This window comes from Cupriavidus sp. PB-02, from assembly GCF_058252315.1.
Genome location: NZ_CM177695.1, coordinates 2,683,376 through 2,705,724 on the forward strand (window position 1 = coordinate 2,683,376; position 22,349 = coordinate 2,705,724).

Consider the following 22,349-nt stretch of genomic DNA (forward strand, 5'->3'; position numbering starts at 1 on the left):
GACCCTACGCCACATGCGCGGCGAAGCCCGCCTGGCCGGGCGCGATCTCCTCGCGCAAGGTCAGGTGCGGAATGTGATAGTCCCCCGCATTCTGCGGCCTGAACGGAATCGGCGCCGTCGTCCCGAGTGTGTCCAGCCGCTGGCTTAGCTCGTGGCGGATCGTGGCAAAGCGCGCGTCATCCACCCGGCTGGTCCGGTACACCACGTACGGCGGCAGCACGTCGAATCCCGGGTAGTACAGGATCCCGTGATGGATCGGGAACAGGATGTCGTCGATCGGGCCGTTGATGCCGCGCGGGCTGTAGTGCGATTCCCAGCCACCGGTGGTGACAATCAGCATGGCGCGCTTGCCGGCGAGCATGCCTTCGCCATAGCGGTCGCCCCAGTGTTCGTCGGAGTGCTCGCCCACACCGTAGGCAAAGCCATAGGCATAGACGCGCTCGACCCAGCCCTTCAGGATCGCCGGCATCGAGAACCACCACAGCGGGAACTGCAGGATCACCGCATCTGCCCAGCGCAGCTTGTCCTGCTCGCGCGCGATATCGTCGCTCTGCAGGCCGTTCTCGAAGGCGTGTTTCGAGTCCAGTGACGGATGGAACGGCGCGGAACCGGGCCGCGCCTTGCTGTCGGCCGCGTCGAGCTGGGCTTTCCATTGCATCGCGTAGAGGTCGGAGACCTGCACGGTATGGCCGGCATCGCGCAGGCGCTGCACGGCGAAGTCGCGAATGGCGCCGTTCAGCGAGGTGGGTTCCGGATGGGCGTAGACGAGAAGTACGTTCATGATGGCTGCTTCCAGGGATTGCGAAAGTGAGGCCAGCATAGGGCGCGCTCCGGTATATTGGAAATGAATATCCGATATCGCAGGTATTGTCATGACTAATCTCAGGCGCCTGGACCTGAACCTGCTGGTCACGCTGGACGTGCTGCTGTCCGAGCAGAATGTGACCCGCGCCGCGCAGCGGCTGAATTACTCGCAACCCTCGGTCAGCGTCCACCTTGCCCGGCTGCGCGACTATTTCGGCGACCCGTTGCTGCTGCCCGGCCCGCGTGGCATGCGCCCCACGGCCCGGGCCGAGGCCCTGCGCGAACCGTTGCGCGAGGCGCTGGCCGCGCTCGAGCAAACCGTGTCGCCGGACACGCCGTTCGATCCCGCCGCCGCCACGCAGACCTGGCGCGTCGCCGCGACCGACTATGGGGAATCGACCATCGTGCTGCCAGCGCTGCAGGCGCTGCGCGCCGCGGCGCCGGGCGCGCGGCTGGCCGTGGTGGAAATGGTCCCCTCGCGCATTGCCAGGCAGGCAGAGCAGGCCGAGCTCGATCTCGCCTTCCACACCAGCGATGGCGCACCGCCGGGGATGCACCGGCGCGCGCTCTTTTCCGAGCGCTACGTGTTGGTGGGCCGCGCCGGCCATCCACGGCTCAAGCGCCGGCCTACGCTGGCGCAGTTCTGCGCGCTGGACCATGTGATCGTTTCGCCGGACGGCGGCGGCTTTTACGGGGTCACGGACGAGGCGCTGGCCAGCGTCGGCATGCAGCGGCGCGTGGTGTTGTCCGTGCCGCACTTTCTATTCGTCACGTCGGCGGTGGCCAGCACCGACCTGGTGGCGATGCTGCCGGCCCGGCTGGTGCGCGGTGCGACGGCGCTGCAGGTGGTGGAACCGCCGGTCGAGGTGCCTGGCTATGAGATGTCGATGCTGTGGCACGAGCGCGTGCATCGCGACCCGGCGCACCAGTGGTTGCGCGAGCTGATCGCTGCGTCGGTCTGAGCCACCGCGTATCTGTCGTGTTTTTGCATACAAAATTGGAATACAATCAAGACTTTCAACGCCGCGGCAGGCCTGCGCACTGCCGCTTCCAGTTTTGGAGGAGACCCATGACGTTCAGTGAAACCGGCCTGACTTCCCGCCATGTAGCAGCACTCGCGCCGATCGAGGATTACCTGCAAGGCCATATCACCGGCAAGGCGGAGTACATGTACAAGGCCTTTTCCCCCGACGCCCGCATCGTCTCGTTCCGAGACGGCGCACTGCACTCGCTGTCTGTCGAGGAATTCGTCTCGGCGCGCTGCCCCGGCCACCCCGCGCCGGACGAAGCGCAGCGCAGGCGCTTCATCACGCAGTTCGACGTGGTGGGCAATGCCGGCGTCGCCAAGGTCGTGCTGGACTATCCGGAAGTCGTCTTCACCGACTACATGACGCTGCTGCAGATCGACGGCGCCTGGAAGATCGTCAACAAGACCTTCAGCGCGGCGCCGCGCGGGCAAGGCAAGTAAGCGTCAAGGCCGGCAGGCGGGCCCCAACCCAGGGGCCCGCCCCTGCTCACCCCGGCAGGACGGCCGTCGCCTCGATCTCGAACAGCATATTGTCCAGCGCCAGCCGCGGCACCGGGATCAGCGTGCAGGCCGGCACCGGCTTGTCGGCCCACATCTCGCGCAGTGCGGCACCGAAGGTGCGCAGCCGGTCGTGCGAGTGGTCGACCACCAGCACCGTGAGCTTGGCCACATCGCCCACGTCGGCACCCGCGGCCTGCAGCGCGATGCGCAGGTTCTGCATGGCGCGCGCAACCTGGCGCGGGAAATCCGGCGCGAGGCCGCCGGCGGCATCCTCGCCGCCCTGCCCGGCCACATACACGATGCGGGCAGGTCCCTGCACCACGGCCACGTGCGAGTAGCCATTGGGACGCGGGTCATACAGATCGGCAGGATTGAGGAAGCTTAGCGAGTCATTGGGGCGGGCATGCGGCGACATGGTCTTCAACTCTGTATCGAGGAATGGCGAACAATGGAGCCGCAAGTATCAAACCTCAACTTAGCTTGAGGTCAAGCAGAGCCATGGTGGTAGCATGGGCATTCTTTGGCCCGACTGCTGCTCCCTTGCCATGGCATCCGCGAACAAGCCCGACACACCGCGCCGGCGCCGCCCGGCGCCCGCCGAAGCACTGCTCTCCGTCGGCGAAGTCGCCGCGCGCACCGGCCTCGCGGTGTCCGCCCTGCATTTCTATGAATCGCGCGGCCTGATCGCCAGCACCCGCAGCGGCGGCAACCAGCGCCGCTATCCGCGCGCCGTGCTGCGCCGCCTGGCCGTGATCCGCGTGGCCCAGCGCATGGGACTGCCCCTGGCGGTGATCGCCTCGGCCATGCAGAAGCTGCCCGATGGACGCGCGCCCACCGTCGCCGACTGGCGCCGGCTGTCCGCCAGCTGGCGCGACGATCTCGATGAACGCATCCGCACACTGACGCAGCTGCGCGACCAGCTCGACGGCTGCATCGGCTGCGGTTGCCTGTCGCTCAAGGCGTGCCCGCTGCGCAATCCGCAGGACACGCTGGCGGGCGAAGGCCCGGGGCCGCATTTCCCGGGCGCGGCGCAATGACAACCGCAGTGGCGCTTATTTGAAAGTCTGCAGGTAGGCCAGCAGGTCTTCGATCTGCTTGTCGTTGCCGATGCCCCAGAAGCGCATCCTGGTGCCGGGCACGACCTTGCCCGGCGAGCGGACAAAGGCGTCCAGCGTGTCGCGCGACCAGACCACTTTCGATGCACGCATGGCGTCTGAGTACTGGAAATCGCTGGTGCCGCCCGCTTGGCGGCCGAAGATGCCGTTCAGGTGCGGGCCAAACCCGGCACGCGCGTTGCGGCCGACGTGGTGGCACGAGGCGCAGCGCGCGGCGAACAGGGCCTTGCCGGCCTGGAGGTCCGGCTCGGCCCGGGCGGGGGCGACGGTGAGGCCGGTCAGGGCAAGGGCGAGAAATACGGTACGGCGCATGAGGCGAGAGCTGCAGGTGGGGCTTTGGTGCGGGACTGAATGATACAGGGCATGGCCCCGACGACCGGCGGCGCCACCACCACCACGGCGCAGCGCAGCTTACACCCCGTCACATTTGCAACACTTCGCGCGGCCTATATTACGAGCCCGCCCTCTACAGTGAGCCCATGTCCAACGCCCCCTGGGAGGCAACCATGAAACGAATCGTCGCCATGGCAGTAGTCGGTGGTGCAATGCTTGCGGCCAGCGCCGGCGCCTATGCCGGTGTGAATATCGACATCGGTATCGGCGTGCCGGGCGTGGTGGTGGCCGAGCCAGCGCCGGTCTATCGCCCCGCCCCGGTCTATCGGGCGGCCCCGGTCTATGCGCCCGCACCGGTGTACGCACCGGCGCCGGTAGCCTATGCGCCGCGCCCGGTGGTGGTGGCGCCAGTCCCGGTGCGCTATGACCGCTACGACGGCCGCGACTATCATCGCGCCTATCACCGCGAATACCGCCGCGAATGGCGCGAGCGCGAATGGGCCCGCCACCACGGCCATGACGGCCCGGGCCGCCGCTGGGACTGACGGGACCGGGGATGCCTGGCTTGCCTTCCTGCACGGATTCGCAAGTCACGCTACCCTGTCGGCACTGTCACAACGTGCCGAGGGCCGCGACCCCGCGGCCCTCCCGGGAAAAAGCCCATGACCCACCCCCTGAGAATCGACTTCGTCTCCGATATCGCCTGCCCCTGGTGCGCCGTCGGCCTGTCTTCGCTGCGGCAGGCGCTCCAGCGCCTGGGCGATGCCGTGGACGCCGAGATCGTCCTGCACCCCTTTGAACTGAATCCGGACATGCGGCCCGAAGGCGAGGCCATTGTCGACTACCTCGGCAAGAAATACGGTCGCACGCCGGCGCAGATTGCCGAGTCCCAGGCCATGATCCGCGAGCGCGGCGCCGGCGTGGGCTTTACCTTCGGCGAGCGCACGCGTGTCTACAACACCTTCGATGCGCATCGGCTGCTGCATTGGGCAGGCATCGAAGGCAAGCAGCTGCCGCTCAAGCTGGCGCTGCTGGGCGCCTACCATACGGATGGCAAGGATCCCAGCAATCGCGAGGTGCTGGTCGAAGCCGCCGAGTCGGTTGGCCTCGATGCTGCGCAGGCGCGCAAGTTGCTGGAAGGCGATGACTATGCCAACGAGGTTCGTGCCGAGGAGCGTGAGTACCAAGGCATGGGTATCCAGTCGGTTCCGTCCATCATCTTCAACAACCGCTACCTGGTCACCGGCGGGCAGCCGGTGGAAGCCTTCGAACAGGCCATCCGCGAAATCCTGGCCGAGGCGCAGCAGCCCGCGCAGGGCTGAGCGGACCTGCTCTGCAAAGAACAAAACCCGCCCGGAACACCGGGCGGGTCAGTACTGCCACTTCTTTTCCGTCGTTCAGCGCACCGCCGTCTTCATCCGCGCCGGCACCGCATCCGCCGCCATCGGCGTGCGGTTCACCAGCCCCAGCACCACCTGCCAGGCAAACGACACCGCACCGACGATAAACACCACGTCGCCAAACGTACGCACCCAGCGCAGCGTCTGCAGGATCGGCTGCTGCATGAATTCCTCACTGCGCGCATACCAGGTGCCATGCTCGACGCTGGCCAGGAACTGGATGATGCCGACCGGCAGCAGGCTGGTGCCGATCATCAGTACCAGGCCTGCATTCAAACCCCAGAAGGCGGTCTTCATCAGAGCGGGGCTCAGCCGGTAGGCCGGCCGCACATAGCGCAGCACCAGCAGCGTGAAGCCCAGTGCCAGGAAGCCATACACCCCGAACAGCGCGGCGTGCGCGTGGACCGGCGTGGTGTTCTGGCCCTGGATGTAGTACAGCGCGATCGGCGGGTTGATCATGAAGCCGAACACCCCGGCGCCCAGCATGTTCCAGAACGCGACCGCGACAAAGCACATCAGCGGCCACTTCAGGTCTGCCATCCACGGCGCGCGCTGCTTCAGGCTCCAGTTCTCCCAGGCCTCATGGCCGAGCACGATCAGTGGCACCACTTCCAGCGCGCTGAAGGCGGCGCCCACTGCCATCACCGGCGTGGTGGTGCCGGCAAAGTAGAGGTGGTGGAACGTACCGGGGATGCCGCCCAGCATGAACAGCGAGGCCGATGCCAGGCTGGCCGCGGTCGCCATCGGACGCGACACCAGCCCCAGCGTGGAGAAGATGAAGGCCAGCGCCGTAGTGGCAAAGACCTCGAAGAAGCCCTCTACCCACAGGTGCACCACCCACCAGCGCCAGTACTCCATCACCGTCAGGCTGGTGCGCTCGCCGTAGGCCAGGCCCGCGCCGTAGAACAGGCCGATCGCCACCACCGACGAGGTCAGCAGCGCCAGCAGGTTGCGGTCGGTGCCGCGCGCACGCAGCGCCGGCAGGATGCCGCGCATCATCAGCACCAGCCAGATCAGGATGCCGGCGAACTTGCCGATCTGCCACAGGCGGCCCAGGTCGACATACTCATAGCCCTGGTGGCCCAGCCAGAAGTTCAGGTGCGCGGGCAGCTTCTGCGCGATCGCCAGGTAGTTGCCGGTGAATGAGCCCACCACCACGACCACCAGTGCCCAGAACAGGACGTCCACGCCCAGGCGCTGGTACTTCGGGTCCTTGCCGCCGTTGATCAGCGGCGCGAGGAACAGGCCCGCGGCCAGGAAGCCGGTGGCGATCCAGAACAGCGCGCTCTGGATATGCCAGGTGCGCACCAGTGCGTACGGGAACCACTGCGATACATCGATGCCGTAGAACTTCTGGCCTTCGACGGTGTAGTGCGCGGTAAAGCCGCCCAGCAACACCTGAAACACGAACAGCGCGACCACCAGGAACAGGTACTTGCCGAGTGCGCGCTGCGACGGCGTCAGTGCCACGGACAGCAGCGGATCGCGCGCCGGCGCCTGCGGCGGCGCTTCTTCCTTGCCACGCAGGAAGGCCCACGCCCACACGAGGAAGCCGACACCAGCCAGCAGCACCACCACGCTGATCACCGACCACACCACGTTCTCGCTGGTGGGCTGGTTGCCGATCAGCGGCTCGTGCGGCCAGTTGTTGGTGTAGGTGGCCTCATGCCCCGGGCGCGCAGTCGATGCCGCCCACGCCGTCCAGAAGAAGAACTGCGTCAGTTGCTCGCGCCGTTCGGCGCTGGGCAGCGTGTTCTCCTTCATCGCATAGTGCTCGCGCGTGGTGTGCAGCGCCGGCGCGTCGGAGAAGAGCTTGTCGTAGTAAGCCGCGGTGTTGGCGATGGCCTGCGCGCGGCGCTTGGACACGGTCAGCACGTTGGTGTCCGGATCGGTGGCATTGCCGCGGTATTCGGTGCGCAGCTGTTCGCGCAGCGCGCCTTGTTCGGGCGGAGTGAGCTTGGCGAAAGGACGGCCGTAGGCGTCCTGCGCGGCCAGGTCCAGCCACGCGGTCAGCTCGCGGTGCAGCCAGTCGGCGGTCCAGTCCGGCGCCTGGTAGGCGCCATGGCCCCAGATCGAGCCGAGCTGCATGCCGCCCACGGACTGCCATGCGGTCTGGCCGTCGAGGATATCGTCGCCGGTAAAGAGCGTGCGCCCGTCGGCCACGACAACCTTGGCCGGAATTGGCGGGGCCTGCCGGTACACCTCGACACCGTAGTAGCCGAGCAGGGAGAACGTGACCGCCAGCACGGCGATCAACAGGAACCAGAGTCTGCGGTAAGAGCCCATGATGCTAAGTCGTTGGTTGTGGTTGCGTGCGGGCCGGCTCAGGCGTGCGTCGAGCAGGAGCAGGCCGGGGCCTCGGTGGCCGCGGCGGGCGCTACGGCAATCTCGAACAGCACGTTGTTTTCCAGGTGGATGTGTTCCATCAGGTCTTCGCGCAGCGTGCGCAGCCCGAGGTAGAGCGCGCGCCACGTATTGCAGGCCGCGCGCGGCAGCGTGATGTCGTTGGTCAGTGCCGCCAGCCGCTGCAGCGCCTGGCCGTGGTCGTCATGCTCCAGCCGCATCACGGCGATGGGGCGGCCCGCGGCGGCATGCATGCCGCGCGACAGCATCGGGAACAGCACCTGCTCTTCCTTCTGCATATGGGTTTCCAGCTCGCCGAGCATCCCGGTCAGGTGATCCGCCAGGCCGAGCGGACAATCGGGCCGGTCGCCATGGACCTGCTCGACGCGTCGCGCCAGGCGGATCAGCTCGGGCAGTTGCTCGCGGTGGCGCGCGTGGAAGCGCGTGAGGATATGCCCGATCAGCGCGGCGGGCGCCGCGGCACTCCAGTCGTGGGCCGCGGGCTCGCCTTCGTCCTGCAGCACGCGCAGCTGGGCTTCGATGGCGGCGGCGTTGAGACCCTTTTCCTGCGCCGCATCGCGCAGCGTCTGCTTGCCTCCGCAGCAGAAGTCCAGCGCGTAGTCATGGAAGATCCGCGTGGCACCCGGAATGCGACGGGCGAGCTGGCCGAGGGATTGGTCCTGCAAAGTCATGATGTTTCTCCGGTGGGGAAAGTTACGCCTGCATGACTTACGCGAGGAGCGTGCCTGAAAAAAAACCATTCGGATCAATGACTTGAAACACGGAAGGTCATAAATACCCTATACTTCGCGCGGTACTTATGACCCGACGGGTATTTTTCACCATGCTACCGAGCGCGATGTATCCCGACCTGCTGGCCGACCTCGTCACCGACCTGCCGCAAGCGGTTCGCCTGCAACGCCTGGTCAGCGTCCTGCGTACACATTTCCGTTGCGGCGCGGTGGCGCTGCTGCGGCTCGAGGAAGACCATCTGCGCCCCGTTGCCGTCGACGGCCTGGTGCGCGATGCGCTGGGCCGGCGCTTTGCCGTGGGCCTGCATCCGCGCCTGGCGGCGATCCTGGCGCGGCGCGGCGTGACCTGCTTCCACCACGACAGCATGCTGCCCGACCCGTATGACGGCCTGATCGACGAACACGTGGGCGAGCCGCTACCGGTGCACGACTGCATGGGCACCAGCCTGGAAGTGGACGGCCAGCCGTGGGGCGCGCTGACGCTGGATGCGCTGACGGTCGGCACCTTCGATACCGCCGCGCAGGCCGAGCTGCAGCGGCTGACGGTGATCGTCGAAGCAGCGATCCGCACCACGCGTCTTGAGGCCGAGATCCGCGCGCTGCAACTCGCGCGCGGCACCCAGGCCACCGATGAGGGCGTCGCCGGCAATGGCGAAATCGCCGGCGAGATCGTCGGCCAGAGCGAAGCCATCGCCAACCTGCTGCATGAGCTGGAAGTGGTGGCCGATACCGAGCTGCCGGTGCTGCTGCTGGGCGAGACCGGCGTCGGCAAGGAACTGTTCGCACACCGCCTGCACCGGCAGTCGCGCCGGCGCGCGCAGCCGCTGGTGCATGTCAACTGCGCGGCACTGCCCGAGTCCCTGGCCGAAAGCGAGCTCTTCGGCCACGCCCGTGGCGCCTTCTCCGGCGCCACCGGCGAACGCCCCGGCCGCTTCGAGGCCGCCGACGGCGGCACCCTGTTCCTCGATGAAGTGGGCGAACTGCCGCTGGCAATCCAGGCCAAGCTGCTGCGCACGCTGCAGAATGGCGAAATCCAGCGCCTGGGCTCCGACCGCCCGCGCCGCGTCAACGTGCGCGTGATCGCAGCCACCAACCGCAACCTGCGCGAACACGTGCGCGACGGCTCCTTCCGTGCCGACCTCTATCACCGCCTGTCGGTCTACCCGATCCCCATCCCGCCGCTGCGCGAGCGCGGCAACGACGTGCTGCTGCTGGCCGGGCGCTTCCTGGAGCTGAACCGCGCGCGGCTCGGCCTGCGCAGCCTGCGGCTCTCAGCCGCCGCGCAGGATGCGCTGCGGCGCTACCGCTGGCCCGGCAACGTGCGCGAGCTGGAACACGTGATCAGCCGCGCCGCGCTGCGCGCCGTCAGCCGCGGCGCGGACCGCAATGACATCGTGACGCTGGAGGCGGAGTTGCTGGACCTCGACGGGCTGGAATCGCCTGCGTCGGCGCACCAGCCCGGTGCGGGCATGACGCGCGCCTTTGCTGCACCGGCATTGGAGGCGGGCACGACGCTGCGCGACGCGGTGGAGCAAACCCAGCGAGCCTGTATCGAGCAGGCGCTGCAGTTCCATCATGGGAACTGGGCGCAGGCGGCGCGGCAATTGGGAGTGGATGCCAGCAATCTGCATAAGCTGGCGAAGCGGTTGCGGTGCAAGTGAAGGCACGGATCATGCGTGCCTGCGCCATTTGTGTGTCACCAGCATGTCGTCGCGCGGATTTCCGTCCGGCGCGTCACCTGAATGCCGCTGGCACCCATCCGTCATGGCGACGGGTCGGCTTACCGCTTAAGCTAGTCAGCATGCCGTCCGTGTGGGCGGCGCGCAGGTGTGCCGCCGCCATGGCCACCGCCATCGGACGACTCCGCCCTGCCCCCTGCCGGCATTGCGGACCCACCGGAGAGTTCCGTGATGATGACCGCAACCCAAGTCTTCTGGCCCCAGCCCTTCTGGCCCTTCCCGACCTATTTTGCCGGCATGCACCAGTATGAGTCCATGCAGTCCGACCTGGCTGACAACCTGCGCCGGATGGCCGAGCTGAACCTCGAGTTCGCCCGTTCCATGTTCGACGAGCTGCGGCTCGATGCCCTGGGCGTGATCATCTTGCAGGACCCGGAGGAGTTGTACGCGCGCGAGATCGCCAGCGAGCTGCCTCTGCTCGGCGGACCGCTGCGCTACGTCTCGGCCATGATGGAACTGATGGCGCGGGCGCAGCAGAAATGGATCGATGGCTGGGGCCACCTGCTGATGCGGGGACAATTTGCTGACTGGACGGTCGGTCGGGATGGCGTGACCGATGTGCCGTCCTGGTCGATCCGCGAGACGCCGCGACCGCAGCCCTCCGGGGAGTAAGCCGGCCCGGGCCAGTCACGCCGTCACGACAATCTTCCCGCAAGGCCGCAGCGCCCCTGACGCGAGCCCAGGCCTTGTCAGTGCCGTATCCGGCACTGAAGCTCGACCTGGCCTTCAGCGACCGCTTCTCCGATCCGGTCGAGGATGGCCACACCCCCTCTACCGGCGGTCGGGGCAGCGGCGCCCATCGCTGTTCCCCCGTCCCGACCACCCGCCGCTGACGCTCATCCCGTCCAACCGGCTACGGCTGGACGACAACCGGCCCGCGCAGCCCGGTATCATTCATGCCGATGAGAACGCGAACCCAATATGCCAGCGCCCGAGCCAGGCGCCGAACCGGCACGGCACGCCACCATGCGGGCCCCAACGTCCCCACCGGGATGCCCCGCGGCGCCAGCGCATAGGCCCATCGCTCCAGGACGCGCCCGTCTCCATGCCTTCCTACCCCCTGGTTCTCCTGCTCACCATTGCTGTCATCTGCAGCATTGGCATGGTCGTTGCCACCTGGACGCGGCGCGACGATCCCACCATCCAGGCCTTCCTGGTGCTGGCCGGCGGCGTGGTGATCTGGAGCGGCGGCCGCCTGCTGGAAATCAGCTCGACCGACCTGCCCGGCCGGATCCTGTGGTCCAAGGCGCAGTACCTGGGCATCGTGGCCGTGCCGATCGGCTGGCTGGTGGCGATGGTGCACCTGAGCCGCCCGCGCTACGTGGTGCCGTGGTCCAGGCTGTGGCTGCCGGTGCTGGCCGCGGTGGTGACGGTGGTGCTGGTGTTCACCAACGAACGCCACCACCTGATCTGGCAGCGCATCACGCTGATGCCGCCCGGGGTCGCGCCCGGCGCCGTGTTCGAGCATGGCCCGGGCTATGTGGTGGTGGCGGCGTGGTCGTATGCGCTGCTCGGGCTGAGCCTGTATTTCCTGGTCACGGCGGAAGTGCCCAACGACGCGCTGTCGCGCCGGGGCCGCGCCATCCTGGCCGCCGGCCTGGCGTTGCCGCTGCTTACGCATGTCGCTTACCTGAAGCGCTGGACCGGCCCGCTCGGCGGCGACCTGACGCCGGCGACGTTTTCGCTGATGGCGGTGCTGGTGTGGTTCTGCGCGCTGCGCACCCACCTCGACGATATTGGCCACTATGCGCGGCTGCGCGTGTTCGGTGCGCTGCGCGAAGGCTGCGTGATCGTCGACAGCCGGGGCGCGGTGGTCGAATTCAACCCGGCCGCCGCGCAGTTGTGGCCCGCGCTGCACCGCGGCAGCGCCGTGCCGGCCGGCTGGCAAGGCGCGCTGGAGCGCTCGCTTGCCGCCGCGGATAACAGCGCCGCCCAGCCCTTCGTGCCGCCGGGCGCGCCCTTCGAACTGACGGTGGAAAGCGTCGCCAGGCTGGACGGCAGGCAGATCGGCAGCCTGGTGTTCATGCGCGATATCAGCCGGTTCCAGTCGCGCGAACTGGCCCTGACCGCGCGGCTCGGGCAGACCGAGGAACAGTTGTCGCAGGTGCAGGCCGACCTCGATATCGACGCGCTCACCGGCATCCCCAACCGGCGCTACTTCCAGCGCGAGTCGCTCGCGGCGGTGACGCGCGCGTTCGATCGCAACCAGGCGCTGGGCTTGCTGATTCTCGACGTGGACCTGTTCAAGCAGTACAACGATCTGCACGGCCATGTGGCCGGCGACGACTGCCTGCGCCAGATCGCCACGGCCCTGACCCGGACGCTGGCGCGCCCGCAGTTCTGCGCCCGGCTCGGCGGCGAGGAATTCGCGGCGCTGCTGCCCGACGCCTCGGGCGAGGAAACCCGGGCCGTCGCGCGCCGCATGGTGGAGGCCGTGCGCGACCTCGGCATCGCGCACAACGGCACGCCGGTCCAGCCCGTGGTGACCATCAGCGTCGGCGCGGTGTGCACGGTGCCCGAAGCGCCGCGCCTGGAGCCGCTGCTGCACCGTGCCGACAGCGCGATGTATCGCGCCAAGCGCGCGGGCCGCAACCGCTTCCTGCTGGACGGGGACGCGTAGCGCGCCGCTACGCGCCGCCTGCCGCCAGCGCCCCCTGCAATGCCACCAGGCGCGCCGCCGCCCGGCTGACCCACGCCGGCCGCGGCGCGGCATCGAGCCAGTACTTGACCTCCAGCCCCAGCGCCGTATCGCCGCTGATCACCAGCTTGCGCTGGAAAAACAGCGTATCGGTATCCGCCTCGCCGCCCAGCAGCCGCAGGTAGTCCACCGCGCAGGCGCGCAGCGTCAGCGCGGGCGCCGGTCCTTCGGCCGCGGCCGTATGGAAGCGCCCGCCTTCGCAACGGAACGGCACCTCCAGGCCAAGGTCCTGCACCGTCAGCAGGAAGGCATGCCCGTCCAGCGCCGCGGGCGGCTCCAGCCAGCCGGCACGGCGCGCCAATTCCAGCGCCGCCACCAGCGGCAGCGCGCGCGCCCGCGCGGGCATGCGCCGATGCACGCCGGCCATCACCTTGTGCAATGCGTTCATGCCCGCGCCTCCCAGGCGATGCCGGCGCTGCCATGCCAGTAGCCATTGCAGGGCTGCGCGCCGGCCGGGACGATGCCACTGGGGGCAGGCGCCTGCACGCCGGCACGGATCGCGGCAAGCTGCCGCACCACCTCCAGCGTGCCGGTCGAATGCGGGCTGACGCGCAGCATCTGCACGCCCATCGCGGCCATGGCCAGCGCCTCGCCGCACAGGTCCAGGCAGGTGGCGCTCTGCGTCTGCACGCCGTTGAGCGTGAAGAATGCCTGCCCTTCGCCGGTGGCGGCCACCAGGCCGTCGGGGTAGTCCATGCAGCGGAACTCGCAGCTGTCCTTGCGCAGCCGATGGTGGCGCGCGGTGAAGCACCGCGCCGAGAAGGCCAGCGGCATGCGGCCCCAGACCAGGGCTTCGACACGCATGCCCTCGGGCCGGGCCGCGGCCAGCGCGCCAAGCGTACGGCCGTCCATCTCCACCGGCGCGACGCAGCCCACCGCGCCCAGGCTTGCCAGCCACGCCAGCGTATCGGCGTGATAGGCGTTCAGGTGCGGGCCGCCGACAAAGGGCCGCCCACCCATGCTGCGCACCGCGCCCAGGTCGTTGGCCTCGACCAGGTAGTCGTGCTGCGCGCAGGCGCGGCGCATCCAGGCGATATCGGTGTCGGACTCCACCAGCACCGGGGTGGACAGCACCACCTCCTTGCCGGCGTCGCGCAGCATCTGCGCGAGCGCCAGCCAGTCGGCATGGCGCAGTTCATGGCGGCGGGTGCAGACCGTTTCGCCGAGGTAGACGCGCTGCACCGGCGCATCGGCGACGGCGGCGTAGAACTGCAGCACTTGCTCGCGCGGCCAGTAGTACAGCAGCGGGCCCAGCGCGATGCCGAAGTCCGGCAACGCGGTGTCGGTGTCGGTGTCGGTGTCGGTGTCGGGCATGGGAAACTCCATCGTGGCCGGCATGGCCATATCAACGCAAATCGGTTCCATCGGCATCACCGCCACGGCCGGTCGTAGGCGCCCTGCGTCACCTGGTCGCCCTCGGCATGGCGGCCGAGCGTGCTCTGCCATTCCTGGCGCGGCGCAAAGCGTGCCGGGTCGGCACAGGCGGCGTCGATGGCCGCGCGCAGCACGCCGACCACGTCGCCCACATAGCGCGGGCTGCGCTGGCGGCCTTCGATCTTGATCGCGGCAATGCCCATGTCGATCAGCGACGGCAGCAGCGACAGCGCGTTGAGGCTGGTCGGCTCTTCCAGCACGTAGCCGCGCTCGCTCTCGACGTCGAAGCGCCCCTTGCACAGCGTCGGATAGCCGGCGGGCTCGCCTGGCGCGTAGCTGTCGATCAGGATGCCCGACAGCCGCGCGTGCATGGTGCCGTCCTGCTCAGTCCAGCGCACCGCGTGCGCGGGTGAGCAGACACCCTTGTTGTTGGGCGAATCCCCGGTGGCGTAGGACGACAGCAGGCAGCGCCCCTCCGCCATCACGCACAGGCTGCCAAAGCCGAACACCTCCAGCTCCACGCTGGTCTGGCGCGCCAGCTTGCCGATCTGCGCCAGCGACAGCACCCGCGGCAGCACCACGCGGCGGATATTGAAGCGCTCGCGCATCAGCTCGATGGCATCGGCGTGCGTGGCCGAGCCCTGCACCGACAGGTGCAGGCGCAGCCCGGGATGGCGCTCGCAGGCATAACCCATCAGGCCGGCGTCGGCCATGATGACCGCGTCGGCGCCAAGGTCCGCGGCCGCGTCCACGGCGCGGTGCCACTGCGGCACTGCGCCCATCTGCGCAAAGGTGTTGATGGCGAACAGCACTTCGGCGCCGCGCGCATGGGCTTCGGCAACGCCGGTGCGGATGTCGGCCTCGGTGAAGTTCAGGCCGCCGAAATTGCGTGCGTTGGTGGCGTCGCGCAGGCCCAGGTAGACCGCGTCGGCGCCGTGCTGCAGCGCCATGCGCAGCGCAGCGAGCGAACCGGCGGGCGCGACCAGCTGGGGCCGGCGCGGCGCGGTTGCGCCGTCGGGCAAGGCTGGGGAAGCAGGTGTCATGGGTGATGGCGCCGACGATGGCGCAGGAGGCAGGACAGCGGCCGATGCTAGCCAAGCGTTCGCGACAGGGGCTTGATCGCGCGCAAACCGGCACCAACGCGCGGCACCAACGCGCACACGGCGCACGCGGACCTATGCCGGTCGGCGTAGGCCGATGGCAGGGCACGCCCGTGCGCTTGACCTGCGGCAAACGCGGACCCCTGGCGCTGTGCCACGCTTCCGCAATCACCCCCATCGCGCCAGGCCGCATGCCGGCCCCGCGCGCACCACCTTTCCGGAGAGCGTTAATGAATGAACACTGGCTCAAGCTGGCCGGCCGCCGCCTGTTGCCCATCGTGCAGGGCGGCATGGGCATCGGCATCTCCGCGCACCGGCTGGCCGGCACGGTCGCGCGCGAGAACGGCGTTGGCACCATTGCCAGCATCGACCTGCGCCACCACCATCCCGACCTGGTCGAACGCACCAGCGGCCCGCGCTGCACCCGCGACAAGGCCAGCATCGAGGCCGCCAACCTGGAGGCCCTCGACCGCGAGATCCGCGCCGCGCGCAGGCTGTCCGAAGGCCGTGGCCTGATCGCGGTCAACGTGATGAAGGCGGTGGGCTCGCATGCCGCACTGGTGCGCCAGTCGTGCGAAAGCGGCGCCGATGCCATCGTCATGGGCGCCGGCCTGCCGCTGGACCTGCCCGAGCTGACCGCCGGCCACCCCAAGGTGGCGCTGATCCCGATCCTGTCAGAGTCGCGCGGCATCGGCCTGGTGCTGCGCCGCTGGATGAAAAAGGGCCGCCTGCCCGATGCCATCGTGATCGAACACCCGGCGCATGCCGGCGGCCACCTCGGTGCGGCCACCATCCAGGACCTGTCCGAGCCGCGCTTCTCCTTCTCGCGCGTGCTGGCCGAGTGCCGCGAGTTGTTCCAAACGCTCGGGCTGGCGTGGGACAGCATTCCGCTGATCCTGGCCGGCGGCATCGACAGCCACGCCAAGGTGCGCCACTGGCTGAACGAGGGCGCAGCCGCGGTCCAGCTTGGCACCGCCTTTGCCGTCACCGAGGAATGCGATGCGCATCCGGCCTTCAAGCAGGTGCTGGCCACTGCGCGGCCGGAGACGCTGCGCGAGTTCACCAGCGTGGCCGGCCTGCCTGCGCGCGCGGTGCTGACGCCGTGGCTGGCGCGCTACCTGTCGAGCGAGGCACGGCTGCAGCGCCGCGCCAAGGTGCGCGAATGCCTGGAGGGCTTCGACTGCCTGCAGACCTGCGGGCTGCGCGACGGCATCGCCCGCATCGGCCAGTTCTGCATCGACCTCAAGCTGGCGCAGGCGGTGCGCGGCGATGTGGAGCGGGGGTTGTTCTTCCGCGGCCGCGGTGCGCTACCGTTCGGGGAGGCGATCCGGCCGGTGGCCGAGCTGATGCACTACCTGCTGACCGGGGAAAAGCCCGCAGCGCTGGCGCCGGCCGCGCAGGCTTGACGCGCGCAACCCGGCGCGCAACCCGGCGCGCAATCCCGCGTGCCCCGCCTTGCGGCGCGGCACGCTTCATCTGTTCTTCCTCGTCTTTTTTTGCGCTCAGGCCGCGGCCAGTTCCGGCCCACCCGCCTGCCGCGCCAGCCCCTCCGGATCGAGCAGGTAGATCTTGCCGCGCTCGATGCGGACCAGCCGCTCCGCGCAGAAGCGATGCATCACGCGCGACAGCGTTTCCGGCGTGATGCCGAGCTTGGAGGCGATCACGCGTTGCGTGCACGCCAGCCAGGTGCGGCGCGTGGCAAAGGCCTGCTCGCGCAGGAAACCCGCCACGCGCTGCAGCGCGCTCTGCAGGCTGACGGCTTCGATATCGCGCATCAGTCCGTGCAGCCGCCCGGACAGGTTGCGCAGCAGCTGTGCGGCAAGCAGCGGCTCCTGCATCAGCGCGTGCCACAGCGCCGCCTTGCCGATATGCAGCACCACGGTGCGCGCCTGCGCCTGGCAGGCCATGCGGCGTGGCACCCCGAGAAACAACAGGTCTTCGCCGAACACCGAGCCGGGACCGAAGACTTCGATGGCGCGCTCGCCGGTCGGCTCTTCGCCGGAGGGCGACAGCAGGGCCAGCTTGACCAGCCCCTCCATCACGATAAACAGGCCTTCGCACGGCTCGCCGCAGCGGAATAGGTATTCGCCCTTGCGCAGGCAGCGCAGTGTGGCGGCGGCGCGCAGCTGCGCCAGTACCGCTTCATCGACGCCGCGGAACAGCGGCAACGCGTCCAGGCTTACGGCTTCAATCATGGTGATGACCTCCTTCGGCACCCACGCCCACATGGCGCGGCGGCAGGCCGCCGCGCTTGCGCATCTGGCGCATGCAGCGCAACGCGCCCAGCAGCTGCCAGCCCAGCCACGCATTGGCGGCCGCCAGCAACACGCCGCCGGCACGCGCCAGCCACGCCGGCGCCAGCGGCACCGCCAGCAGCAACAGGTAAGCCGCCAGCAACAGCCAGGCCTGGCGCTGTTGCCGCGCCGGCGCAATGATGGCCTGCATGGCCGGCACGCGCGCGCGCGGCGGCAGCAGCCGGCGCAGGTGCAGCCAGGCCAGGAACGGCACGATCTTGCCGAGCATGGCCGTGACCGGGAGCACGCCCGCGCCGACCAGCGCCATGGTGCCGGCCCACCATGCCAGCGGCAGGTCCACGCCGGGCATGGCGACGGCGACTCCCGCCAGCAGGGCCGCACCCAGCATGCTCGCGCAGGCCACCGGCCACAGCAGCCAGAGCGGATCATGGCGCCGCCGCGCGCGCAGCGTGCCGGCCAGCCCGCAGGCGGCCAGCGCGGCGACAAAGGCCAGCCACAGCAGCAGCACGCCGTGCGCCAACGCAGGCACTTCTGTCCATAACAGCGCCGCGGCACTGAACGCCGCCAGCGGCAGCCAGTGTCCCAGCGGCAGCCAGCGCTCCAGCGCGGCGGGCAGGCGCCGCGTCTGCCAGAACATCGGCACGACGGTGGTGGCCACGCCCGTCACCAGCGCCGCCAGCCAGCCACCCAGCGCCCAGGCCATATGCAGGTCCAGCACCTGTGCCACCGGCACGCGCCACCAGCCGCCGAGCGTGCCGGCCAGCGCCATGCCGCACAGCACCGCGAGCGCCAGCGGCGCGCCGATGCCGGCAAGCGTACGGGTGGTGGCATCGACCGCGACCACGCGCCGCCCCGCGGCCAGCAACAGCACGCCGGCCAGCAGCGGCACCGCGGCGGCAATCGCCGCCGCGCGCAAGGCCATGGGCTCGCCGCCCAGCAGGCCAACTGCCAGCGCCGCGGCCATGCCCGCGCCCGCAGCCGCCACGAACGGCGCCAGCGCGCCCGTGCCCGGCACGGACACGCCGGCCACCACCGGCATCATCTGGAACAGCGCGCCCACCATCACCGGCAGCAGCATGCCCAGCGCCAGCATGTGCACGGCCACCAGCGCCAGCGGCGCGAACCGGTCCGGCAGGCCGTCGGCCGGCCCCGCCGCGAGCAGCACGCCGGCCGCCGCGCCCAGCCACGGCGCCGGCATCAGGCAGCCGAACACCACCGCCGGGCGCGGCGCGCGTTCGTAGTCCAGGTTGGCGGCTTTCATGCGGCGCGTGTCGTGCATTGACGATGCATCGGCCAGCCCTACGCGAGGCCGGCGAGCACGGCGTCCAGGTCGGGCAGCAGCGCGCGGCACATCGGAAACAGCACGTTCTCTTCCTTGACGTTGTGCTGCTGCAGCAGCACCACCAGCGTGTCGAGGTCGGCCGCCAGCGCATTGCCGTCATGCAGGGCCAGCCATTCACGCGCGTTGTCCAGCAGCGCGCGCACCGCGTCGTGCTCGCGGCGCATCACGGCGGTGGGCCCGCCGGCCATGCCGGTGGCCTGCTCGAAGGCTGGGAACAGGCGCGCTTCCTCGGCGTTGAAATTGCCCTCCAGCGCGGCTTCCAGCAGCGCGAACGCGCCGGCGGCCCTGGCCCAGTTTCCTTCGCGCGCGGCGGCTTCGAGCCGTGCCAGCGCGTCATCGCAGTCGCGGTGCTGGCGCACCAGCAAGTCGGTTCCCGTGGACATGGTTTGCGGTCTCCCGGATCGGTATTGACCGGATGCTAGAGCGCGCCTTGCCCGCGGGATTTGATCCCGGATAAGTCCGCCGGTGAAAGCGCGTGCCATGCGGGGAGGCGCGACGAAATATCACCCCATGACATATCTGGTGTGGTGTCAGCTCCACTGTCCTGGCTGCGATCGCCCCGCCAGGCTCCTGGCCCGATGCGTCGCTGCCCGCACATCCGAGCACCAAAACCCGGGTTTAGTTGATCTGGCGCAGGAAGCCGCCCTGGCCAGCCGCCGACAATGGCTGACGAAATGCGCGCGCCCGAGCGCCGTAGCCTCCAGGTAGCCCCCGATACCGAACCATGCCCCAAACCGACCCCCCTGCCGCTTCCGGCCTGCCGGCGCTGCGCCACCGCCTGTCCACGCGCATCATCTCTCTGTCGCTGGCGGTGCTGCTGGTCGTGCTGGGCATGATCTCCGGCACGCTGTGGCTGTCCTGGAAGCTAGAAGGCGCCGGCGCCGCCATCAACGACGCCGGCAGCCTGCGCATGCGCGCCAACCGCGTGGCGATCGAGCTGTCGCTGGCGCAGGAGCGGCGGTCCGACGCGCTCGCGATGCAGGTGCATGCGCTGGACACCACGCTGGCCCAGTTGAAGAAGGGAAACCCGGCGCGGCCGCTGTTCTTGCCCGACGAGCCCGCCATCCACGCGCAGATGGCGCGCGTCACGCAGGACTGGCAGCAGCTGCTGCGGCCGCTGGCGCTGCCGGATGGGGGCCACGCTGCCGCGCCGGACCAGTACATCGCCGCGCTGCCCGGCTTTGTCGCGCAGGCTGACCGCCTGGTCGGCATGATCGAACACGACAGCGCGCGCAAGACCGACCTGCTGCGGCTGTCGCAGGCAGCGCTGGCCGCGATGGCGTGCGTGGGCACGGTGGCGGTGATCTACCTGCTCTACCTGTGGATCATCCTGCCGGTGCTGCGCCTGCAGGACGGCCTGCAGCGCATGGCCGCGCGCGAGTTCTCGCTGCGCCTGCCGGTGGAAAGCCGGGACGAGTTCGGCACGCTCAACGAGGGCTTCAACCGCATGGCGGGCGAGCTGCAGGGCCTGTACCAGGACCTGGAGGCGCGCGTGGCGCAAAAGACCGCGGAGCTGGAGCGCCAGAACCGCGACCTGGAAGCCCTGTACGACATGGCCGCCTTCCTGAACCAGGCCAGCGACGCCGAAGCCATGGCGCGCGGCTTCCTGGAACGTGTGATGCGCCAGTTTGACGCCGAGGGCGGCAGCGTGCGCGTGCTCGACAGCCGCCACGGCAGGATGCACCTGCTGGCGGCCACCGGGCTACCGGCGTCGCTGGCCGATGCCGATGCCTGCGCCACTGCCGACGCCTGCCATTGCGGCGACGCCACGCGCGCGGCGGTGGTGGCCATCGCCGACCTGCGCACGGCGCCGCGCGGCGGCATCGCCGCCGGGGACGCAACGCCCTGCGCGCGCAGCGGCTTCCAGGCGCTGGCCGCGTTCCGCATCGAAAGCCAGCGCGGCGCCACTGGCGTGTTCGCGCTTCATTTCCGCGCGCCGCGCACGCTGCCGCCGTCGGACCGCCAGCTGCTGGAAACGCTCGGCCAGCATCTTGGCACCGCGCTGGAGCACCTGCGGCTGTCGGCCACCGCGCGCCAGCTCGCGGTGGTGGAAGAGCGCAACCTGGTCGCGCAAGGCCTGCACGACAGCATCGCGCAGGGCCTGAACTACCTGAACCTGCAGGTGCAGCTGCTCGACGCCGCAGTCACGCGCGACGACCTGGCCGAGACCCGCGAGATCGTGCCGATGCTGCGCCACGGCGTGGAAGAGAGTTACCAGGACGTGCGCGAGCTGCTGAACAACTTCCGCTCGCGCCTGGGCACCGGCGAACTGCGCCCGGCGGTGGAGGAAACCGTGGGGAGGTTCCGCCGCCAGTGCCGCACGGAGGCCGCGCTCAGCATCGACGACGATGGCGCGGGCCGCCCGCTCTCGCCCGAGCAGCAGCTGCAGGTGCTGTTCATCCTGCAGGAGGCGCTCTCGAATGTGCGCAAGCACGCCATGGCCGCGCACGTGACGGTAGCGCTGCGCCACGGGCGTGAGTTCCGCCTGGTGGTGCAGGACGACGGCGAAGGCTTCGATCCCGACGAGCTGGCCACGCGCGCCGATGCGCATATCGGCCTGAACATCATGCGCGAGCGCGCCGCGCGCCTGGGCGCGCAGCTGCACGTGCAGGCCGGCCCGGGGCGCGGCGTGCGCATCGAACTCGTCCTGCCCGCCACGGCGCAAGCCGCCGCCCGCCCCGACACCAAGACTACCCAGACCACCGGAATCCAGCCATGACCATCCGCATCCTGCTGATCGACGACCACACGCTGTTCCGCTCCGGCATCCGCGCGCTGCTGCAGCGGCAGACCGATTTCGAGATCGTCGACGAAGCCGCCGACGGCGTGGAAGGCATCAAGCGCGCCAAGCAGCACCGCCCCGACGTGATCCTGCTGGACCTGAACATGCCGGGCCTGTCGGGACTGGAGGCGCTGCAGCTGCTGGTGGAAGACCTGCCGCAAACCGCGGTGATCGTGCTGACCGTGTCCGAGGAAGCCGAGGAACTGGCCGCGGCGCTGCGCAGCGGCGCACGCGGCTACCTGATCAAGAACATCGAGACTGAAGCGCTGATCGCAGGCATCCGCCGCGCCGCCGCCGGCGAACCGGTGATCTCCGACAGCATGACCGCCAAGCTGGTGGCGCAGTTCCGCGCGCCGGCACCGCTGGCCGTGCCGCGCCAGGACGAAGCCCCGCGCCTGACCGCGCGCGAGCGCGAGATCGTGCAGGGCCTGGCGCGGGGCGAAAGCAACAAGGAGATCGCGCGCGATCTCGGCGTGGCAGAAAGCACGGTGAAGATCCACGTGCAAAACATCCTGAAGAAGCTGAACCTGGCCAGCCGCGTGCAGGTGGCGGTCTATGCGGTCGAGCACAGGCTCACCGAAGCCGGCTGAGGCGCTTTGCGCACTGCGCTGCCGTTGCGCCACCATGGGCGGTACCAGCGAGCGCCACAGCCGTTGTGCGGCGCGCCACGCGCCAGCCGTGCGCTCCCGGCGTCGTCCGATTCCTACACCGATTTCAGCCCTTGTCCGGAGGGACGTACGCGTGCCTTGTTCTACGCTGGATTCTGAGTAGTGGCCTTTTGTGC

23 protein-coding genes are annotated in these 22,349 nt (G+C 69.4%); 12 read left to right on the top strand and 11 right to left on the bottom strand.

The features are described 5' to 3' along the window. Positions 1-4: 4 nt before the first annotated feature. Entirely contained in the window at positions 5-781 is a 777-nt protein-coding gene (locus AC10V3_RS32935; RefSeq protein WP_041682228.1) for an NAD(P)H-dependent oxidoreductase, read from the bottom strand. A gap of 91 nt (positions 782-872) precedes the next feature. Here AC10V3_RS32935 and AC10V3_RS32940 point away from each other — a divergent pair, with 91 nt between their 5' ends. Together AC10V3_RS32940 and AC10V3_RS32945 are read left to right on the top strand one after the other, a co-directional pair. Then, entirely contained in the window at positions 873-1,766 is an 894-nt protein-coding gene (locus AC10V3_RS32940; RefSeq protein WP_022539604.1) for a LysR family transcriptional regulator, read from the top strand. A gap of 107 nt (positions 1,767-1,873) precedes the next feature. Beyond that, complete coding sequence (locus AC10V3_RS32945) at positions 1,874-2,272, top strand: nuclear transport factor 2 family protein (protein ID WP_022539605.1); 399 nt, start codon at positions 1,874-1,876, stop codon at positions 2,270-2,272. Positions 2,273-2,318: 46 nt separating this feature from the next. Here AC10V3_RS32945 and AC10V3_RS32950 read toward each other — a convergent pair whose 3' ends face one another. Beyond that, positions 2,319-2,747: a RidA family protein gene (locus tag AC10V3_RS32950; RefSeq protein WP_022539606.1), complete on the bottom strand. Its 429-nt coding sequence runs from the start codon at positions 2,745-2,747 to the stop codon at positions 2,319-2,321. A gap of 130 nt (positions 2,748-2,877) precedes the next feature. On the opposite strand from AC10V3_RS32950, the gene soxR reads away from it, so the two are divergent. Next, positions 2,878-3,369, top strand: coding sequence for a redox-sensitive transcriptional activator SoxR (soxR, locus tag AC10V3_RS32955; protein ID WP_041681854.1), 492 nt, complete (start codon positions 2,878-2,880; stop codon positions 3,367-3,369). Between the two features lie 15 nt (positions 3,370-3,384). Here the strand turns inward: soxR and AC10V3_RS32960 are convergent, their stop codons facing one another. Continuing rightward, entirely contained in the window at positions 3,385-3,759 is a 375-nt protein-coding gene (locus tag AC10V3_RS32960; protein WP_022539608.1) for a c-type cytochrome, read from the bottom strand. A gap of 194 nt (positions 3,760-3,953) precedes the next feature. Here AC10V3_RS32960 and AC10V3_RS32965 point away from each other — a divergent pair, with 194 nt between their 5' ends. After that, positions 3,954-4,325, top strand: coding sequence for a hypothetical protein (locus tag AC10V3_RS32965; RefSeq protein ID WP_454753406.1), 372 nt, complete (start codon positions 3,954-3,956; stop codon positions 4,323-4,325). 117 nt (positions 4,326-4,442) lie between these two features. Further along, a complete protein-coding gene (locus tag AC10V3_RS32970; protein ID WP_022539610.1) occupies positions 4,443-5,102 on the top strand; it encodes a DsbA family oxidoreductase in 660 nt (219 codons plus the stop codon). Positions 5,103-5,177: 75 nt separating this feature from the next. Here AC10V3_RS32970 and AC10V3_RS32975 read toward each other — a convergent pair whose 3' ends face one another. Both AC10V3_RS32975 and ytfE read right to left on the bottom strand, forming a co-directional pair. Continuing rightward, on the bottom strand, positions 5,178-7,466 hold the full coding sequence (locus AC10V3_RS32975) for a nitric-oxide reductase large subunit (RefSeq protein WP_022539611.1): 2,289 nt from the start codon (positions 7,464-7,466) through the stop codon (positions 5,178-5,180). 38 nt (positions 7,467-7,504) lie between these two features. Further along, positions 7,505-8,215, bottom strand: coding sequence for an iron-sulfur cluster repair protein YtfE (ytfE, locus tag AC10V3_RS32980; RefSeq protein ID WP_022539612.1), 711 nt, complete (start codon positions 8,213-8,215; stop codon positions 7,505-7,507). Positions 8,216-8,367: 152 nt separating this feature from the next. Here ytfE and norR point away from each other — a divergent pair, with 152 nt between their 5' ends. The 4 genes from norR (at position 8,368) to AC10V3_RS33000 (ending at position 12,634) form a co-directional block, all read left to right on the top strand. Then, positions 8,368-9,936: a nitric oxide reductase transcriptional regulator NorR gene (gene norR / locus AC10V3_RS32985; RefSeq protein WP_022539613.1), complete on the top strand. Its 1,569-nt coding sequence runs from the start codon at positions 8,368-8,370 to the stop codon at positions 9,934-9,936. Positions 9,937-10,185: 249 nt separating this feature from the next. Next, entirely contained in the window at positions 10,186-10,626 is a 441-nt protein-coding gene (locus AC10V3_RS32990; RefSeq protein ID WP_022539614.1) for a phasin family protein, read from the top strand. Positions 10,627-10,700: 74 nt separating this feature from the next. Beyond that, positions 10,701-10,847, top strand: a complete 147-nt coding sequence (locus tag AC10V3_RS32995; protein WP_349607276.1) for a hypothetical protein — start codon at positions 10,701-10,703, stop codon at positions 10,845-10,847. 212 nt (positions 10,848-11,059) lie between these two features. Beyond that, on the top strand, positions 11,060-12,634 hold the full coding sequence (locus AC10V3_RS33000; RefSeq protein ID WP_022539615.1) for a histidine kinase N-terminal 7TM domain-containing protein: 1,575 nt from the start codon (positions 11,060-11,062) through the stop codon (positions 12,632-12,634). Positions 12,635-12,641: 7 nt separating this feature from the next. Here AC10V3_RS33000 and ubiT read toward each other — a convergent pair whose 3' ends face one another. The 3 genes from ubiT to ubiU are packed head-to-tail and all read right to left on the bottom strand — an operon-like array spanning position 12,642 to position 15,129. Then, a complete protein-coding gene (gene ubiT, locus AC10V3_RS33005; RefSeq protein WP_022539616.1) occupies positions 12,642-13,100 on the bottom strand; it encodes a ubiquinone anaerobic biosynthesis accessory factor UbiT in 459 nt (152 codons plus the stop codon). After that, positions 13,097-14,026: a U32 family peptidase gene (locus AC10V3_RS33010; protein ID WP_051370036.1), complete on the bottom strand. Its 930-nt coding sequence runs from the start codon at positions 14,024-14,026 to the stop codon at positions 13,097-13,099. Before AC10V3_RS33010 ends, ubiT begins: the two co-directional genes overlap by 4 nt. 56 nt (positions 14,027-14,082) lie before the next feature. Continuing rightward, complete coding sequence (ubiU, locus tag AC10V3_RS33015; protein WP_349607274.1) at positions 14,083-15,129, bottom strand: ubiquinone anaerobic biosynthesis protein UbiU; 1,047 nt, start codon at positions 15,127-15,129, stop codon at positions 14,083-14,085. Between the two features lie 287 nt (positions 15,130-15,416). Between ubiU and AC10V3_RS33020 the strand changes: the two genes are divergently transcribed. Next, on the top strand, positions 15,417-16,592 hold the full coding sequence (locus AC10V3_RS33020; RefSeq protein WP_454753413.1) for an NAD(P)H-dependent flavin oxidoreductase: 1,176 nt from the start codon (positions 15,417-15,419) through the stop codon (positions 16,590-16,592). A 96-nt stretch (positions 16,593-16,688) separates the two neighbouring features. On the opposite strand, the gene AC10V3_RS33025 is transcribed toward AC10V3_RS33020, so the two are convergent. The 3 genes from AC10V3_RS33025 to AC10V3_RS33035 are packed head-to-tail and all read right to left on the bottom strand — an operon-like array spanning position 16,689 to position 19,166. After that, positions 16,689-17,381 carry a Crp/Fnr family transcriptional regulator gene (locus tag AC10V3_RS33025; RefSeq protein ID WP_022539620.1) on the bottom strand — a complete coding sequence of 231 codons (693 nt, stop codon included), beginning with the start codon at positions 17,379-17,381 and terminating at the stop codon, positions 16,689-16,691. Beyond that, positions 17,374-18,702, bottom strand: a complete 1,329-nt coding sequence (locus AC10V3_RS33030; RefSeq protein ID WP_041682231.1) for a hypothetical protein — start codon at positions 18,700-18,702, stop codon at positions 17,374-17,376. Before AC10V3_RS33030 ends, AC10V3_RS33025 begins: the two co-directional genes overlap by 8 nt. Before the next feature lie 38 nt (positions 18,703-18,740). Beyond that, positions 18,741-19,166: a hemerythrin domain-containing protein gene (locus AC10V3_RS33035; RefSeq protein WP_022539622.1), complete on the bottom strand. Its 426-nt coding sequence runs from the start codon at positions 19,164-19,166 to the stop codon at positions 18,741-18,743. A gap of 341 nt (positions 19,167-19,507) precedes the next feature. Here AC10V3_RS33035 and AC10V3_RS33040 point away from each other — a divergent pair, with 341 nt between their 5' ends. Next, a complete protein-coding gene (locus tag AC10V3_RS33040; protein WP_022539623.1) occupies positions 19,508-21,502 on the top strand; it encodes a type IV pili methyl-accepting chemotaxis transducer N-terminal domain-containing protein in 1,995 nt (664 codons plus the stop codon). Continuing rightward, positions 21,499-22,155 (top strand): response regulator, encoded by a 657-nt coding sequence (locus AC10V3_RS33045; protein WP_022539624.1) that lies wholly within the window; start codon positions 21,499-21,501, stop codon positions 22,153-22,155. Before AC10V3_RS33040 ends, AC10V3_RS33045 begins: the two co-directional genes overlap by 4 nt. The last annotated feature ends 194 nt before the right edge of the window (positions 22,156-22,349 follow it).

Coding starts and splice junctions, on each gene's coding strand:
- AC10V3_RS32965 (WP_454753406.1), top strand. CDS start 3,954: ATGAAACGAATCGTCGCCATGGCAGTAGTCGGTGGTGCAATGCTTGCG.
- AC10V3_RS32950 (WP_022539606.1), bottom strand. CDS start 2,747: ATGTCGCCGCATGCCCGCCCCAATGACTCGCTAAGCTTCCTCAATCCT.
- AC10V3_RS33030 (WP_041682231.1), bottom strand. CDS start 18,702: ATGAAAGCCGCCAACCTGGACTACGAACGCGCGCCGCGCCCGGCGGTG.
- AC10V3_RS33040 (WP_022539623.1), top strand. CDS start 19,508: ATGCCCCAAACCGACCCCCCTGCCGCTTCCGGCCTGCCGGCGCTGCGC.
- AC10V3_RS32935 (WP_041682228.1), bottom strand. CDS start 781: ATGAACGTACTTCTCGTCTACGCCCATCCGGAACCCACCTCGCTGAAC.
- ubiT (WP_022539616.1), bottom strand. CDS start 13,100: ATGAACGCATTGCACAAGGTGATGGCCGGCGTGCATCGGCGCATGCCC.
- soxR (WP_041681854.1), top strand. CDS start 2,878: ATGGCATCCGCGAACAAGCCCGACACACCGCGCCGGCGCCGCCCGGCG.
- norR (WP_022539613.1), top strand. CDS start 8,368: ATGCTACCGAGCGCGATGTATCCCGACCTGCTGGCCGACCTCGTCACC.
- AC10V3_RS32940 (WP_022539604.1), top strand. CDS start 873: ATGACTAATCTCAGGCGCCTGGACCTGAACCTGCTGGTCACGCTGGAC.
- AC10V3_RS33025 (WP_022539620.1), bottom strand. CDS start 17,381: ATGATTGAAGCCGTAAGCCTGGACGCGTTGCCGCTGTTCCGCGGCGTC.
- AC10V3_RS32970 (WP_022539610.1), top strand. CDS start 4,443: ATGACCCACCCCCTGAGAATCGACTTCGTCTCCGATATCGCCTGCCCC.
- ytfE (WP_022539612.1), bottom strand. CDS start 8,215: ATGACTTTGCAGGACCAATCCCTCGGCCAGCTCGCCCGTCGCATTCCG.
- AC10V3_RS33045 (WP_022539624.1), top strand. CDS start 21,499: ATGACCATCCGCATCCTGCTGATCGACGACCACACGCTGTTCCGCTCC.
- AC10V3_RS33020 (WP_454753413.1), top strand. CDS start 15,417: ATGAATGAACACTGGCTCAAGCTGGCCGGCCGCCGCCTGTTGCCCATC.
- AC10V3_RS33035 (WP_022539622.1), bottom strand. CDS start 19,166: ATGTCCACGGGAACCGACTTGCTGGTGCGCCAGCACCGCGACTGCGAT.
- AC10V3_RS32960 (WP_022539608.1), bottom strand. CDS start 3,759: ATGCGCCGTACCGTATTTCTCGCCCTTGCCCTGACCGGCCTCACCGTC.
- AC10V3_RS32945 (WP_022539605.1), top strand. CDS start 1,874: ATGACGTTCAGTGAAACCGGCCTGACTTCCCGCCATGTAGCAGCACTC.
- AC10V3_RS33010 (WP_051370036.1), bottom strand. CDS start 14,026: ATGCCCGACACCGACACCGACACCGACACCGACACCGCGTTGCCGGAC.
- AC10V3_RS33000 (WP_022539615.1), top strand. CDS start 11,060: ATGCCTTCCTACCCCCTGGTTCTCCTGCTCACCATTGCTGTCATCTGC.
- AC10V3_RS32990 (WP_022539614.1), top strand. CDS start 10,186: ATGATGACCGCAACCCAAGTCTTCTGGCCCCAGCCCTTCTGGCCCTTC.
- ubiU (WP_349607274.1), bottom strand. CDS start 15,129: ATGACACCTGCTTCCCCAGCCTTGCCCGACGGCGCAACCGCGCCGCGC.
- AC10V3_RS32975 (WP_022539611.1), bottom strand. CDS start 7,466: ATGGGCTCTTACCGCAGACTCTGGTTCCTGTTGATCGCCGTGCTGGCG.